The sequence below is a fragment of the Streptomyces sp. NPDC005494 genome (genome assembly GCF_042872025.1).
Taxonomy (GTDB): domain Bacteria; phylum Actinomycetota; class Actinomycetes; order Streptomycetales; family Streptomycetaceae; genus Streptomyces.
Genome location: NZ_JBIAJR010000009.1, coordinates 404007 through 420013, shown reverse-complemented (window position 1 = coordinate 420013; position 16007 = coordinate 404007). Strand labels below are relative to the sequence as shown.

Annotated in this window: 8 protein-coding genes; 1 reads left to right on the top strand and 7 read right to left on the bottom strand. The window is 71.4% G+C overall.

Annotation, left to right across the window (positions count from 1 at the left end; genetic code table 11):
* The coding region (locus ACFYQ6_RS26310) for an amino acid adenylation domain-containing protein (RefSeq protein WP_388765195.1) at window positions 1-7736 on the bottom strand (7736 nt) is incomplete at its 3' end.
* A 751-nt stretch (window positions 7737-8487) separates the two neighbouring features.
* On the opposite strand from ACFYQ6_RS26310, the gene ACFYQ6_RS26305 reads away from it, so the two are divergent.
* Entirely contained in the window at window positions 8488-9693 is a 1206-nt protein-coding gene (locus ACFYQ6_RS26305) for a M23 family metallopeptidase (RefSeq protein WP_361574149.1), read from the top strand.
* 113 nt (window positions 9694-9806) lie between these two features.
* On the opposite strand, the gene ACFYQ6_RS26300 is transcribed toward ACFYQ6_RS26305, so the two are convergent.
* The 6 genes from ACFYQ6_RS26300 to ACFYQ6_RS26275 form a co-directional block, all read right to left on the bottom strand.
* The gene (locus ACFYQ6_RS26300; protein ID WP_361574151.1) at window positions 9807-10532 is read right to left on the bottom strand and encodes an ABC transporter permease; all 726 of its coding nucleotides are present in this window, start codon (window positions 10530-10532) and stop codon (window positions 9807-9809) included.
* Window positions 10525-11502, bottom strand: a complete 978-nt coding sequence (locus ACFYQ6_RS26295) for an ABC transporter ATP-binding protein (protein WP_361574153.1) — start codon at window positions 11500-11502, stop codon at window positions 10525-10527. The genes ACFYQ6_RS26300 and ACFYQ6_RS26295 overlap by 8 nt, the downstream gene beginning before the upstream one ends.
* Before the next feature lie 110 nt (window positions 11503-11612).
* A complete protein-coding gene (locus ACFYQ6_RS26290; protein WP_361574155.1) occupies window positions 11613-12797 on the bottom strand; it encodes a S8 family peptidase in 1185 nt (394 codons plus the stop codon).
* A 331-nt stretch (window positions 12798-13128) separates the two neighbouring features.
* Entirely contained in the window at window positions 13129-14142 is a 1014-nt protein-coding gene (locus ACFYQ6_RS26285; protein ID WP_388765190.1) for a sensor histidine kinase, read from the bottom strand.
* Window positions 14143-14151: 9 nt separating this feature from the next.
* Window positions 14152-14844, bottom strand: coding sequence for a response regulator transcription factor (locus ACFYQ6_RS26280; protein ID WP_388765188.1), 693 nt, complete (start codon window positions 14842-14844; stop codon window positions 14152-14154).
* 136 nt (window positions 14845-14980) lie between these two features.
* The gene (locus tag ACFYQ6_RS26275) at window positions 14981-15763 is read right to left on the bottom strand and encodes a PAS domain-containing protein (protein WP_388765186.1); all 783 of its coding nucleotides are present in this window, start codon (window positions 15761-15763) and stop codon (window positions 14981-14983) included.
* Window positions 15764-16007: the final 244 nt, after the last annotated feature.

Sequence of the window (16007 nt, the reverse complement as noted above, 5' to 3'; positions counted from 1 at the left end):
GAAAAGAACAACCCACACTGCTTCGCCCGGAAAATCACCTGAAGACTCAAAATCGAATCCCCACCCAACGCGAAGAAATCGTCATGCACACCCACCGGCCGGCTCGTTCCGAGGGTGTCCTGCCAGACCTGCGCCAGCCGCTCCTCGACGTCGTTCCGGGGGGCCACGAACTCCCCTGCGGGTGAGGCGTGTTCCTCCCAGGGCAGCGCCGCCAGGGCGGCCGTGTCGACCTTGCCGTTCGGCGTCAGCGGCAGGGCGTCGAGCAGGACGAAGACAGCCGGGACCATGTAGGCCGGCAGGCGCTCCCCAAGGCAGGACTTCAGGTCCCCGGGCGTCACCTTCCCGTCGGAGACGACGTACGCCACCAGACGGCGGGCCGACCGCTCCCCCCGCACCAGCACCGTGGCGCCGCGCACCGCGGGGTGCTGCGTCAGCGCGGTCTCGATCTCGCCGGGTTCCACGCGGAAGCCGCGGATCTTCACCTGGTCGTCGACCCGGCCCAGCACCTCGATGTCACCGCCGGGCATCAGGCGCACCAGGTCACCGGTCTTGTAGAGCCGGCCTCCCGAGCCGAACGGGTCGGCGACGAACGCCTCGGCCGTCAGCTCCGGCCGGCCCAGATACCCCCGGGCCAGCCCCGCACCGCCGATGTACAGCTCACCCGCCACACCGGCCGGTACCGGCTGGAGGGAGCGGTCCAGCACGACCACCCGGGTGTTGTCGAGCGGCCGGCCGATCGGCAGGACCTCGGGCGTCGGGTCCTGCGGGTCCATCCGGTAACAGGTGGCGAACGTCGTGGTCTCCGTCGGCCCGTAGACGTCCACCACGACCAGTCCGGGACATGCCGCGCGTACCTGCCGCACCGCGTCCGCCCGTACGGGCTCGCCGCCGGTCCACAGCTCACGCAGACCTTCCGCGCAGCCGGGGTCCTCCTCCGCGAAGAGGTGGAAGAGAGCTGTCGTCATGAACACCGCTGTGATCCCGTGCGCCGCTGTCAGCTCCCGGAGCGACTCGGAGGTCAGGGTCGCCCCCTGGGGCAGGGCCACCGCCCGGCCGCCGGAGAGGAGCGGCGCCCAGAGCTCGTAGGTCGAGGCGTCGAAGGCCTGCGGCGAGTGCATCAGCACGCACTCGTGACCTCGTGCGAACCGGGTGTCCAGAGCGAGCGCCGTGACGTCGGCGTGGGTGACGGCCACCCCCTTCGGGCGGCCGGTGGACCCCGAGGTGTACATCACGTAGGCCAGGTCGTCGCAGGTCCCGTCCGAATCCGGCGCCGTGTCCGGACAGCTCTCCAGCTCCGCCCACACATCCTCCAGCACCACCACCGGCACACCCCCCGGCACCACCCCCGCCACGGACCGCCCCGCCAGCACCACACCCAGCCCCGCGTCCCCCACCATGTACGCCAACCGCTCACCCGGATACGCCGGATCCAACGGCACATACGCAGCACCCGCCTTCAGCACCGCGAGCAGACCCACCACCATCTCCACCGAACGCGGCACACACAGACCGACCAGACACTCCCGGCCCACACCCCGCTCACGCAACAACCACGCCAAACGGTTCGACCACCGCTCCAACGCCCCGTAACTCAACTCCACATCACCGAACACCACCGCAACCCGGTCCGGACACACACGAGCCCGCTCCGAGAACAGTGACGGGAGTGTCGCGGAGCTGAGCGCACGCTCGTTGCGGTCTCCCGTGCCCTCGTGGAGCAGCCGCGCGAGCTCGGTCCCTCCGAGCATCGTCAGGCGCCGCACCCGTTGGCCGGGATCGGCCAGCGCGGCTGCCAGCAGGACCTCGAAGTGGTCGGCCATCCGCGCGACCGTCTCCGCCCGGAACAGGTCGGTGCTGTACTCGAAGCCGACGTGCATGCCCTCGGGGGCGGCCTGGATCATGAGGGTCAGATCGAAGCGGGCGACGCCGACACTCATCCCCTCGGCCATCAGGTCGTGCATCCACGGTTCCGGTCGCACCTGGTCCGGGGCGTGCTCGAGGAAGGGGAGGCTCTCGTCCGCGAACATCACCTGGAAGACCGGGTTGTGCGCGAGGCTGCGGGTGGGCCGCAGGGCGTCGACCAGCCGGTCGAAGGGCACCTCCTGGTGGCTCTGCGCGTCGAAGAGCTGCTTGCGGACCTGCCGCAGGACGTGTCCGAAGCTCGGATCGCCTCGTAGGTCCACCCGCACGGCGACCGTGTTGACCAGGAAGCCGATCATGGATTCCAGCTCGACGCGGTTGCGGTCCGCGATGGGCACGCCGATGACGACGTCGTCCTGACCGCTGTGGCGGGCCAGCAGGACCGCGTACGCGCTGAGCATGGTGATGTAGTTGGTGACCTGGTGCTCACGGCTGACCTCGGCGAGCTGCCGGCTCAACTCGGGCGAGAGCTGCCGGCGCAGGAAGTCACCCGTGAAGGTCTGCACGTCCGGCCGGGGGAAGTCGGTGGGCAGGGTGAGGAGTTCGGGAGCGCCCGAGAGCCGCTCCTTCCAGTAGTCCAGCTGGAAGGCGAGCCTGTCCTCCTCCTCCGGCCGGTTCTGCTGCCACACCGCGTAGTCGGCGTACTGGATCACGGGATCGGGCAGCGGCGAGGGCTCGCCGGCGGCCAGGGCCTCGCAGATCCGGAGGAACTCCCGTCCGAAGAGGCCGATCGAGTAGCCGTCGAAGACGGTGTGGTGCGCGCTGAAGGCGAGGAGCTGCCGCGCGTCCGGGAGCCTGAAGAGCCGGGCCCGGAGGAGGGGTCCCTCGACGAGGTCGTAGGGCTGGTCCCACCAGCCCCGGATCTCGTCCCGTGCACGCTGTTCGGCCCGTTCGCCCGGGACCCCGGAGAGATCGGTCTCGGGCAGCTCGGTCTCCCAGCGGTCCGCGACGACCTGCCAGACCTGGCCGTCCTCCTCCGTGAAGGACGTACGCAGGGTCTCGTGCCGCCTGATCATCTCGTCCAGCGCGTCCCGGAGCACCGTCGCACCCAGGGCCGGGGGAAGCGGCACGAGCCAGTTGACGGTGTAGGAAGTGGTCCCGGGGCTCAGCCGGTCGATGAACCAGAGCCGCTGCTGGTCGGACCCGGCCGGCAGCAGGCCTCCCCGGGGGGCGGGGGTGAGGGGGCGCGGCTGCGAGGGCTGCTTCTCCTCCTGGCGGCGCTGCAGTTCGCGTGCGACCTCGGCGATGGTCGGCAGTTCGAAGAAGAGGCGGACCGGCACCTCGAGCGAGAACACCTGCCGGATCCGGGCCACGAGCTGCACGGCGAGCAGCGAGTGTCCGCCCAGCTCGAAGAAGTCGTCCAGGACGCCGACGGGAGTGCGGGACAGGGTCCGCTCCCAGATCGGGACGAGCAGGGCCTCGGTGGTGTTGCGCGCGGGGACGTGCGCCCGCGGCCCGGCGGAGGCGGGGGCCGCGGGGAGCAGCAGGGCGCGGCGGTCCAGCTTGCCGCTGGGGGTGACGGGCAGGGCGTCGAGGGCGACGATCCCGGCCGGCACCATGTATCCGGGGAGCCGCTCGGCCAGGTAGGTGTGGAGCCTGGGGATCAGCAGCTGCTGGATCTCGGCCTTGAGCGGCTGGTTGGCGTATTCGGACCAGTCACGGGACTCCGGGCGGCGGGGCTCCCGGTCACCGGATTCCCGGGGCTCCCCGGAGCGGGTGACGTACTCCTCCTCGTGGGGTGCGGGCGGCACGTCGGAGCGGGTGAGCAGTACGTGGAAGGAGCCGTCCGGGCCGTGGCCGCTCCAGTCGGCGGAGGCCTCGTAGCCGGCCTCGGCCGCGAGCTCCCGGACGTCCTCGGGGTCGAGGGCACGGCTGGGGTGGTCCTGTGCCCGCCACGCCTCGGCGGTGTCCGCTCCGGCCCCGCTCTTCACCCAGCTCAGCGTGCGGACCGCCGCCTCGACGCGGGCGTTGGGGACTCCGGTGAGCCGGAGCCTGGCGGGCCGCTCGCCGGCCAGTCTCGCGCGCAGCCCGTCGGGGGTGAGCCGGTGTGCGTTCCAGTCGAGCTCCGGCACCGGACCGGGCGCGCCGTCGCCCGTACGGTCGTGGGCGGGGCCCACGTGCAGCACGGCCTGGTAGCGGAACATCGACATCTCGTTGCGGTGGCGGCCGCCCCGGGGCCGGATCTCCACGCGGACGACCCGGCCGGTGGATGCGGCCCAGTCCCTGAAGAGGGCCGGATCGAGGGCCAGTTCCTCCTCCTGCTGCATCCGGCGCCTCACCCGCTGCCGGAGCGTCTGCGGCGTCGTCGCGCCGGAGGCGTGGTGCAGCTCCACGTCGGCGTGGAACGCCTCGAGCAGCGGGAGGCTGCGGATGTCGCCGACGACGATCCGTCCGCCGTCGGCGACCCTGGAGAGTGCGTGGTCGAGCACGCGCAGGAGGTAGTGGACGTCGGGGAAGTACTGCACGACCGAGTTGACGACGACGGTGTCGACCTCGTCCAGTTCCAGGTCGTGGAGGGAGTCCGCCTCCCTCTGGTGCAGGACGACCGTGTCGCGGAGTCCGGGCAGGGAGTCGAGGCGTGCGCGTACGGCCGCGAGGGCAGCGGTGGAGAAGTCCGTGCCGTAGTAGCGGCGGCACTCGGGAGCCAGGGGGAAGAGCAGCAGGCCGGTACCGCAGCCGATCTCCAGCACGGCACGCGGCCGGTAGCCGCGGATCAGCTCCACGGTGTCGTCCTGCCAGGCCCGCATCTCCTCCACGGGAATGGGGCCGCCGGTGTAGCTGCTGTTCCACCCGGTGAAGTCGTTGCCGTCCTCGGCGTCCTTCGCGGCATGCGGATCGAACGCGTCGTAGACCTCGCGCCAGCGGTCGACGCGGCCGTCCGTCAGCGCGTCCGCCTCATCCTGGACGGCGCTGCGCGCACGCTGCGGGTGCAGGACGACGTAGGACATCAGGGTGCGGTCGCCGGACGCGTCCTCCCGGACCACGGTCGCGGCGTCGTGGACGACGGGGTGCTCGCCGAGCGTGCTGTCGATCTCACCGAGTTCGATGCGGTAGCCCCGGATCTTGACCTGGGAGTCGGTGCGGCCGAGGAATTCCAGGTTCCCGTCCTCCCGCCACCGTGCCGTGTCACCCGTCCGGTAGATGCGCTCGCCCGGCGAGGTGACGAAGGGCGACGGCAGATACTTGCTCGCGGTCAGTCCTGGTTCGTTCGCGTAGCCGGAGCTGAGGCAGTCCCCGCCGATGTACAGGTCACCGGGTACGTCGAGCGGGCAGGGACGCAGGCTCTCGTCCAGGACGTAGTAGCGCGCGTTCTGGATGGGCTTCCCGTACGGGATGCTCGACCACGAGGGGTCCACCGTGCCGACCGGGAAGCAGTTCGACCACACGGTCGCCTCCGTCGCCCCCCCGAGGCCCACCACCTGGACGTTCGGGAAGGCGGCCTTCATCAGCCCGGGCGAGTGGACCGGTATCCAGTCCCCGCTCATGAAGATCAGCCGCAGGGAGTGGGAGACGGTCTCGTTCGCGCCCTCGCCGTCCGTGGGGAGGAAGGGTGCGAGCTGCATGAGGGCGGCGGGCGCGGAGTCCCAGAAGGTGATGGGCTCGTCTCTCAGGAGGGCCAGCAGGTCGGCCGGCTCCCGGATGTCCTCACCTGTGGCCACGCGGATCGATCCGCCGGCGGCGAGCACGCCGAAGACGTCGTAGACGGACAGGTCGAAGGTGAGCGCGGTGATGAAGAGGATGCGGTCGTCCGGGCCCACCGAGAAGGTCCGGTTGACCCATTCGATCAGGTTCACCGCCGGGAAGTGCTGGACCGCGACGCCCTTGGGGGTTCCGGTCGAACCGGACGTGAAGATGATGTACGCGATGTCCTCGGGGGTGCCCTGCGGCGGGAGGTTGTCGCTGGGCAGGGCGGCGAGACCGGCCGAGGGGTGCACGGTGTACGGGCGGCCCGCCGGGGCGTCCTCTCCGCCGGGGAGGGCCTGTTCGTCGGGCGCGGGGCCCACGCAGACGATGTGGGCGAGGTCGGGCAGCGGATCGGCGTCCAGGAGGCGCGGCACCAGGGCGTGCTGGGTGAGGACGCAGGCGGCCTTGAGCGAGCCGATGATCCAGTGCCAGCGCTTGGCGGGGGCGTTGACGTCGAGCGGGATGTACGTGGCACCGGCCTTGAGGATCCCCAGCAGGGCCGGGATCATCTCCGCCGAACGCTCCATGAGGATCACGACCTGGTCGCCGCGCCCGAGGCCGAGACGATTCAGCCGGTGTGCCACCTGGTTGGCCTGCTCGTTCACCTCACGGTAGGTGCGGCGCTCGTCCCGGAAGAGCACGGCCAGGGCGTCGGGGGTCTCCTCCGCCCGCCGCTCGAAGAGCTCGTGGATACAGGCGTCGCGGGTGTACGGCGTGTCCGTGTCGTTCCACTCGTCCACGAGCTGCGTGTACTCGGCCGGGGTGAGGAGGGTGAGTTCTCCCAGGCGGGCGTCCGGGCGGCGCACCAGCTCGGTCAGGATCCGTCCGAGGTGACCCGCCGTGCGCTCGACCGCCCGGGACGTGAAGCGCCCCGTGTCGTGGTGGAGGGTCAGCGTGAGACGCCGGCCGTGCGTCGCCACCAGGCTCAGCGGGTACCCGGCGTGGCTCTCCTCCCGGACCGGGCGCAGAAGATTGCCCTGTGTGTCCTGCCGTTCGTCCTCGATCGTCAGCACGGTGTCGAAGAGCGCCTCGCCCGAGCCGGCTCCGCCCCACTGCTGGACCAGGCGCAGCGGGCTGTACTCGTGCTCCAGTACGGCGGCGTACTTCTGCTGGAGGCCGCGCATCCAGTCGGCCCAGCGTGCCGAGGGCGGCACCTCGGTGCGCAGGGGCAGGGTGTTGATGAGCAGCCCCACCATGTCGTCGGCGCCGGGCAGCCCGGCGGGCCGACCGGGAGTGGTCACGCCCAGCACCACGTCACCGGCGCCCCGGTAGCGGCTGAGGAGGAACGCCCAGGCGCCCTGGACGAGCGTGGTGAGGGTCAGTCCGTGCGAGGCGCCCACCGCGCGCAGCGCCTCCGTCTCCGGGCCGTCGAGGACCAGGGACACCTGCCCGTACGCGGTGGGCGGCGCCTGCGCGGCCATGTCCTCGTCGGTGGTGGGCCTCATCGCGAAGGGCAGCGGCGCGGCCGGCGGGGCCGCTCGCAGCTCCTCGCGCCAGAAGGGCTCGGACAGCCCCACGTCCTGGCGTTCCCACCAGTCCACGTACTCCTGGAAGGGCGTCACCTGCGGCTCATCCAGGGGGAGGCCTGAGGTCAGGGCGGCATAGGCCTGCTCCACCTCCCGGAGGATCCTCGCCTGGCTCCGGGCGTCCAGCAGGAGGTGGTGGAAGCTCCACAGCACCCGGTGAGCGGTGTCCGTCAGCCGAGCGACGTGCAGACGCCACAACGGCGCCTCCTCCAGGGCGAAGCCGCGCTCCCTGTCCTCGGCCGGCAGTTCGCGGAGCCGTGCGGAGCGCTGTTCCTCGTCGAGGGAGCGCCAGTCCTCGTGGACGAGAGGCACCTCGACGCCGGCGCGGACCGTCTGCACCGGCCGCCCGCCCGGCCGGTCGTGGAATCCCGTGCGCAGGACGGCGTGCCGCTCCGTGACCAGGGCCCAGCTGCCGCGGAACGCTTCGAGGTCGAGATCCCCGGTCACGTCGAACTCGGTCTGAGCGTGGTAAAGGCCGGAACTGCCCCCGTGGCGGGACTGGAAGAGCATGCCCTCCTGTGTGGGGGACAACGGGTAGGACGTTTCCGCCCTCCGGTCGTCGGGCAGATCGAGGGACATTTCCACCGGGTCACGAAAAGTACTCAAGGCCGCAATCCTCTGAAGTCATGAGAGAGGGAGCGCGCTTCCGGTCGGCCGGAACGGGAAATGCGGTCGCATGGACCGTTCCTGGGCGTGCGGGCGCGCCGAATCGGTCGTTCTTTCCGGACCCGGGGCGGGACCCGTCAATATCTCGTCAGTGAGGCGTAGGTGTACGGCACAATTCCTGATCCGGCGGTCCGCCGAATCGGTCCGCCGCGAAGAAGCCGGGCACCGCCGGCCGGTGCGTGCGGGAAGCGGGGGCCACCTTCCGCGGCGCCGACGTCACCACGGCATGAAACCGCAGGTCAACGACCCCGTAGGAACCATGCCCCGATGGCTCGCCCGCTGGGTGCGAACGCACCGTGCCGGATGTTCCACGTCTTCCCAATTCAAGTCTCCCCGACGCGAACAACGCGTGTACGACTCACGACGAATGGGACCTCGACGGCACGGCCCTCCGTTGGCCGTACGCATTCGAGCCTTCGACATCGGTCGGTATGCTCATCCAGTCCTCGGAGCCGTGTCAACCGTCCCGATGTCCCCCCGGACCGCATGATCGATCTGCGGAGACGGTGCCGACCCGCCTTTCCGGAACGTCATTTCAGCAGGTCAATGCCGAAATTCTGGGAAGGACGCCGGAGCGGATCGCGGTCCGCGGCCGGCCGCGCTCGGCGCAGGCCCGGAACCATGACTAGGTAATCAACCATTCTTTTGGTGCGTGGAAACCGGACAGAGGCCCGGCGGCTAGGGTTGACACATGTCATGGACCGGCACGGCTCTTCCCATTCTGACCGCCGCTCTGATTCTGCTTCTCCTGGCCGCTGTGCACCTGTACCTCTACCGGCGTGCGGTCGAGGATGTCTCGCGCGCGGGTTCACCGTGGCGGCGCGTGGGCGCCGTGCTGGTGGGGCTGTCCGCCGCGGCCACGGTCTCCCTGCTCCTCGCCGGGCCCGCGGAGCCTCCGTTCGAGGTCACGCGCCTCCTGACCGTGACGAGTGACATCTGGATGCCGCTGCTGGCGTACCTGACCGGCGCCCTGCTCCTGGGCGAACTGCTGCGCCCCTTGCTCCTGCGGCTTCTCGCCCGGCGTACCGCGGCGCCCTCCCCGCTGCCCGCCGGCGCCGAGGGCCTTCCCGCCGGTGGCGGGGCGGGCTCCACGCGGCGGATCTTCGTCGCGCGTGGCGTCGCGATCGGCGCCGCCGCGTTCGCGGCGGCCGGCACGGCGGCCGGGGCCTCCGGCGAGCCCTCCGGGCAGCGCCCGGGAGCCAGGGCCGTCGAACTCGCGCTGCCCTTCACGGGGTTGTGGCGTGTCAGGAACAGCCCGGCGCGGCGGATCCCCAGTCACGGGACCGATCTCTACGGCAGCAGTCACGCCGTCGACTTCATCGGGGTGGACGAACGCCACCGCACCGCGGGCAGCCGCAGCTGGCGGACGTTCTTCGCCACCGAGCCCCCCGAACTCTTCGTCAGCTTCGGCCGGCCCGTCCTGGCCCCCGGTGACGGCGTCGTGGTCGCGGCCCACGACGGGGAGCCCGACCACGAGGCCCGCAGGTCCCAGGCGGCCCTCGTTCCGTACATGCTGGGCCAGGCCGCCCGCGTGCGCCGGGGGGTGAACGCGATCGCGGGTAACCACGTGGTCATCGCACTGTCCGGGGAGGGCGGGAAGGGCGCGTACGTGGCCCTGGTGCACCTGCGCTCCGGCTCGGTCCGGGTGTCGGAGGGCCAGCGGGTGGTGACCGGCCAGCAGCTCGCCGACTGCGGCAACAGCGGCAACTCCACGCAGCCCCATGTGCACATGCAGGTCATGGACAGCTCCGACCTGTCCGTCGCGCGGGGCCTGCCGATGCTGTTCCGGCGCTTCCGTGAGTGGCCTTCCGGCCCGAAGGACTCCCGGACGAGGGACCTGGCGGTTCCGGGCGAGGAAGCCGTGATCGAGTCGTTCACGGCACCGCGGGCCGGCTGAACGGCCCACCCGCGCAGCCGCGTTCGCTGCTCACGTACACGCGGGAGCGGCGCTCCCGGCCCAGGGGGGAGCCAGGAGCGCCGCAGGGGTGTCGGCCCGTACCGCTGACGCGGTCAGGGCCGCCGGGCGGTCATCCGGTAGGTGATGGCGAACCCGATGAGGGACCAGACCGCCAGGACGGCGAAGGGGAGCCCCGCCACTCCCCCGGGTGGTGTGTTGAGCGTGTCCCGCACGGCCTCCGCCATGTACTGGAACGGCAGCACGGCGTGCACCGCGGCGAACCAGTCGGGCAGGCGGGACGCCGGGAAGGTGATCGGCGAGAACATCAGAGCCACGAAGACGACGAGCTGGGAGATCAGGCGGGCGACCGCGGGCGACAGCCCGTACCCGATCCCGTAACCCAGGCCGATGGCGGTGAACGCCGTCAGCAGGACGGCGGGGAGGACCAGCGGACTGATGTCGAGGGAGAGGTCGAACCGCAGGCTGGCGACGACGAGCGCGGCCACCATGCCCGGCAGGGCGGTGAGCAGGGCCACCGTGGCGTCCGAGGCGACGAGGGCGCTGCGGGGCACCGGCAGCGACCGGTTGAAGTCGAAGATGCCTTCCTGCTTCGAGGAGGCGACCTCCTGCGGTCCGATCACCATGCCGACGGTGATCAGCCCCAGCACAGGGGCACCTGTGGCGAGGTAGAGCGCCGTGGCGTCGTCCATCTCGGGCACGAGGTAGGCGAATCCGACGATGATGCCGACGGCCAGACAGGTCTGGATGACGAGGTTGAGGGGCAGCGTCGCGCGGCTGCGCAGCCCGGTCCATCCCAGCAGCAGGCCGTAACTACGCAACCAGTGACTCACTGTGCTCCCCCTTCTCGTCCTGTGCGCTCTCGTCGGATCCGGTCTCGCCGGCCAGGTGCAGGTACACGTCCTCCAGGCCGACGGGGACGAGCGCGAACTCGTCGATGTCGCCGGTCTCGCGGAGCTGCTGGGCCCAGGCCAGGGCCGCCGAAGCGGCGCCGGAGTCCAGGGGGATCGCCACGCGCCGTGAGGCGGTCACCGGAGGCCCGGCGGCGGGGATGCCGGCGGGCAGGGAAGGAATGCCGTCGGCGCGCACGGCCGTCAGTTCCAGCCGGAACTCACCGACTGCGCGTGAGCGGAGCTGTGCCGCCGTGCCCTCAGCGAGCACCTTGCCGGAACCCAGCACGACGATCCGGTCCACACTGCGCTCGGCCTCCGCCACGTTGTGGGTGACGAGCAGGACGGCGCAGCCCTGGTCGGCCAGGGCGCGGATCTGCTCCCACAGCAGCCTCCGCCGGACCGGGTCGACGTCGTTGGTGGGCTCGTCGAGCATCACGACCCGCCCCGGGTGGGCCGCGGCCATGCCGTAGGCGGTCAGTCTCCGCACACCCCCGGAGAGACGCTCGCCGCTGGTGTCCGCCCAGGTGCCGAGGTCGAGCGCCGCGATCAGTTCCTCGGCGCGCACGCGGCTGTCCTGCTTGTTCATCCCGCGGATACGGGCCATGGTCCGGATCGCCTGACGGGGGGTCACGCCGGACAGGGGCGCGTGCGCCTGTGGCATCACCGCCACCATCCGGCGCACCTTCGCGGGTTCGGCGACCGGGTCGCACCCGTCGACCCGGATGGTGCCGGAGGTGGGGACGGCGAGTCCGGCCACCTGGTTGATCAGGGTGGTCTTGCCGGCTCCGTTGTGCCCGAGGAGGCCGACGACCTCTCCCGCCGCCACCTGGAGGCTCACGCCGTCGTTGGCGCGGGTGCCGTCCCGGTAACACTTCACGAGATCTTCGATGATTAACAAGTCTGCCGCCGTTGGGTCGGGAAGGAGGTATGGGCTGCGGGGCCGCGGGCGGCGCCCGCCCCGGCCGGCGGTGCCGGACCGGTCGGGGGAAGCTACCCGCGGCACCGGTGTCAGTACGCCACGCGCAGGAGTTTGTCGGCCGTGCCGGCCGGTACCCCGGCGAGCGCTCCCTTCACCGAGGCACGGTCCAGCGCGGCACCCACGGCGGCGGGCGTGGCACGGGGGTGCCGGCCGAGGTGGAGCGCGGCCGCTCCGGAGACGTGGGCCGCCGAGACGGAGGTACCGGAGGCCGTGAAGGTGCCGCCGCCGGGCCAGGTGGAGGTGATGTCGACGCCGGGGGCGTAGAGGTCCAGCCCCGTGCCGTAGTTGCTGAAGGAGGCGACCTGGTCGGCACAGTCGGTGGAGCCGACGGTGATGGCCTCCGTCACCCGGGCCGGGGACGAGTGGGAGATGTCGTCGGCGCTGGCGCCCGCCGACATCGCGTAGGTGACTCCGGCGGCGAGTGAGTTGCGTACCGCTTCGTCGAGCACCTCGCTGACGGGGGCGCCGATGACGAAGTTCGCGACGGACGGTCCGTGCGCGTGCTCCGTGACCCAGTCGATGCCGGCCACCACCCCGGCCAGCGTTCCGCCGCCCTCGGCGTCCAGGACCTTCACCGAGATCAGGTCGGCCTTCTTGGCCACGCCGTGCTCGGTGCCGCCGATGATCCCGGCCATGTGTGTGCCGTTGCCGTTCTCGTCGCTGCCGTCCCCGCCGAAGGCGTCGAAGCCCGGCCGGGCACGCCCGCCGAAGTCGGGGTGCCCGTAGTCGATGCCGGTGTCGATCACGTAGACGTCCACCCCTGCGCCCGCCGAGCGCGGGTAGCTGTACGAGCCGTCGAGGGGCAAGGCGCGCTGGTCGATCCGGTCGAGTCCGCAGGACGGCGGGGACGACTGCGTCCTCGGGGCGGCGGGCGGACGTCGCAGCAGGGAGTTCTGCTCGACCAGGCGTACGTCCGGGTCGGCGGCCAGGCGCGCGGCCTGGGCGGCGCTCCCCGTGGCCAGCACACCGTCCAGTGCGTGGCCGTACGTCTCCTCGGCCCGCATGCCGTACTCCGTGACGAGGTCCGGGCCGGCCCCCTCTTCGAGGAGCACCAGGTAACTGCCGTCCAGGACAGCGTCACTTCCGGCGTTCACCACGGCTCCCGTGTCCTCGGCGTACCCCGGGGTGACCGCGGTTCCCATGCACAGGAGTACGCCCGCGGTGAGTACGGTGACGGTTCTGGCGCGGCGGCCGGTCGACCAGGCTGATGCCACTTCTTCTCCTCGGCTGAGTTCTGCGTTTCCGCGACCACGCCTCACCACGGAAAGCGGAGGTGCGCGCCCTCTGCTTCCCGGGTTCGGGAGAACGCCTCGGCGGATCCCGCCAGGTCGCCCGAGCCCGGTGGTCGGCCGCCCCCACGGTCCCAGTGGCACCCGCGTTTCGGTCCCGAAATCCACGAGCGCTATAAGAACTCCCAGTTTTTTCGCGGTGTCCGGCGCGTTTTCCGCGGTTCCCGGGCGACTTTTCCGCGGTGTCCGGGCGCCTTTTCCGCGGTGTCCGGGCACCTCCGAGGCATGACACCCCTCACCGGCGCCGCCACTCGCCTCAGCGGGACGAGGTGGTGCCGGGCGGCCCGGATCCGGCGCGGGGCAGGCGCACTGCGACGCGCAGACCGTGGGGCGCGTCGGCGGTGAACGTGAGCCGGCCCCCGAGGACGGCGGCCAGCTCATGGGCGATACTCAGGCCCAGGCCGGTGCCGGGGGCCTCTCCCGTGGCCGGGCTCCGCCAGAACCGGTCGCCGATCCGGTCGAACTCCCCACGGGCGAGTCCCGGCCCCTCGTCGGCCACCTCGATGGTCGTCACGGGACCGTCGTCCCGGACGCGTACGGTGATCCGCCCGCCCCGGGGACTGAACTTGACGGCGTTGTCCAGGATGCTGTCCAGGATCGAGCCGGCGAGGACCGCGTCGACCAGGAGGACGGCCGTCGAGTCGGAGTCGACCTCGATGCGGAGCGAACGGCTCTCGGCCTGGGGACGCCAGGCCGTGACCCGGCTGGTCACCAGGTCCATGGCCGGGGTGCGTCCGGTCCCCACGGTGTGCGCCGCGCGTGCCGAGGCCAAATCCAGGAGCCTCCCCACCATGGCGCCCAGCCGGTCCATCTCCTCGCGGATCAGCTCCACCTCCTGGCGGGCCTCCCCCTCCACGCTCAGGGACAGCGTCTCCATACGGAGACTGAGCACCGTCAGCGGGTTGCGCAGTTGGTGCGAGACGTCCGTCAGGAGGGAGGACTGCCGCCGGCGGCACCGGCGTCCGGCCTCGGCCAGGTCACCGAAGGCCGCGTTCACGCGCCGCAGTTCGGGCGGCCAACGGGCGGGTGCCGGGCCGGATGCCCGCGGGGGGCCGTCGAGGAGATCACGGGCCGCCCGCGCCAGTGCTTCCAGCTGCCGCCGGTGCCCTGTCCACCGGGACCACGTGAGGACGGCGACCGTCACGGCGAACAGGTGGGGCATGTCCGCCGTGTCGGCGAGGCAGGCACCCTCGCGGGCAGCCCCGGCGGCGGAGGAGGGCGACCACAGCAGAAGAACGCAGCAGGCCGTCAACGCACTCGGCAGTCTCATCGTCATCGGCTACACGGCACCGTGGACCGCAAGCCGGTGTCCTCCTCCTTCGACGGATTCGAGGAGGTGCGGAGCGCCGAGGCGTTCGCGCAGTGAGGAGATGTGGGCGGGGAGCGCCTGCTCGAGTGCGGCGCGGTGGACGCGCATCATCTCGTCGACGAGACGGCCGGCGGGCAGCGTCTCGCCGGGCTGCCGCGCCAGGGCGACCAGGATGCCGAACTCCTCGGGGGACAGCTCGGTGGGCACGCCGTCGACCAGCACCACCCGTTCCCTCAGATCGATGCGCACGGGTCCTGCGAGCAGCAGCCCCCCGGGCGGGTCCTCGGCGCCCTGATGCTCGCAGGACCGCTGACGGCGCATCACCGCGCGTAAGCGGGCCAGCACTTCGGCCAGGTTGTAGGGCTTCACCAGATAGTCGTCGGCGCCGAGATCGAGTCCTCGCACACATGAGTCGTGGTCGGCGCGGGCGGTCGTCACCAGGATCGGCACCGAGCTCACCGCCCGCATCCTGCCGCACAGGGCGAGCCCGTCGCAGTCCGGCAGACCGAGATCGAGGAGGACGGCGTCCGGCCGGGACCGTTCGAGCAGCTCCATGGCGGCCTTGCCGGTGGTGGCGCACACGGCTTCCAGGCCCTGCTTGGAGAGCGCGGACCGCAGGGCCGCCTGTACGCGCTCGTTGTCCTCGACCACCAGTAGTCTCAACTTCGCCCCCGTAGCGCTCGGATCCCGCCGCGGTCACGGGTCCGCCGGCGCGTCCCGCGCGGCCGGGGGGCGTTGCGTCACGACGGTGGCGCGCCGCACCACGGGGCCCCACCCTACGAGGGCCCCGGACCGGCGTCTACGGTCGCGGATCCGGGCGGCCGGCACCCTCCGGCCGCTCCCCCGCGTCGGGGTCGGCCCGGATGTGGTCGGGAAGGAGCCGGGGCGGCCAGCAACCGGGGGTGAAGACGCCCATCGCGTACGCCTTGGCCGCCAGGGCCGTGCGGTTGGGTACCTCGAACTGCCGCAGGAGAACGCCCACGTGGTACTCGATGCCCTGCCGGCTCAGGAAGAGCTTGGCCGCGAGACGTACCGTCGGGTCCCCCGCCGCCACCCCCTCCAGCACCTTCGCGGTGAGGGGTGCGAGCTTCCACCTGCCGTCCACCGGTGACGGCCTGTCACGCCCGCCGGTCTCCGCCGGGGTGAACTGGACGATGAGCACCTTCACCTGGCCGGCGTCGTCCCGCACGGGGTGGGCGGTGAGTCGTCCGGAGACCCCGGTGCTGTGCAGGGAGGTTTCCATGGAGCGGTCGCCGGAGAGGGTCTCGGCTCCCTGGACCAGCCGGCCGAAGCGGCCGAGGACGTGCCGGCGCACACTCGGATGGAGGAAGTCGGCGAACGCACGCCCGCGCATCTCCTCGGGCAGCCGCCCGCAGCGGGCACTGAGCGCGCTGTTGACCGATCTCACCCGGAATGCGGTGTCCAAAAGGGCGAGTCCGATGCCGGATCGCTCGAACAGTAAGAGGAACGCGTCGCGGTAATCCCTGCAGGGAATATCCGCGTGCAGCAAAGACGGATCAATATCACGCAATGCGTCGATGGAGTTCAGCACATCGACGGGTTCCAGCACGTCGGACTGCACGGGAGGTCTCCCTTCGGCGCTCCGCGGAGGCCCGCTCTTCACGCTGCTTCCTGCCTCGGCCATGTACACCAGACATTCCTCGCTTTCGTCATTTCGTGTATTCGGCCGACGTCCAGCACAGTAATGAGGCCGAACGCCGGGGTGCAATGGGCTCCGTGGCCGGGGGCGCAACACTGTGGTCGGTGTGACACGGTTCGGAGCAGCCCCGGCACACCGCGCCGACCGGCGACGACGCGTCGGTGCC

Bases quoted from the DNA above. Each gene is read 5' to 3' on its own strand.
- ACFYQ6_RS26285 (WP_388765190.1), bottom strand. From the start codon at position 14,142: ATGAGACTGCCGAGTGCGTTGACGGCCTGCTGCGTTCTTCTGCTGTGG.
- ACFYQ6_RS26305 (WP_361574149.1), top strand. From the start codon at position 8,488: ATGTCATGGACCGGCACGGCTCTTCCCATTCTGACCGCCGCTCTGATT.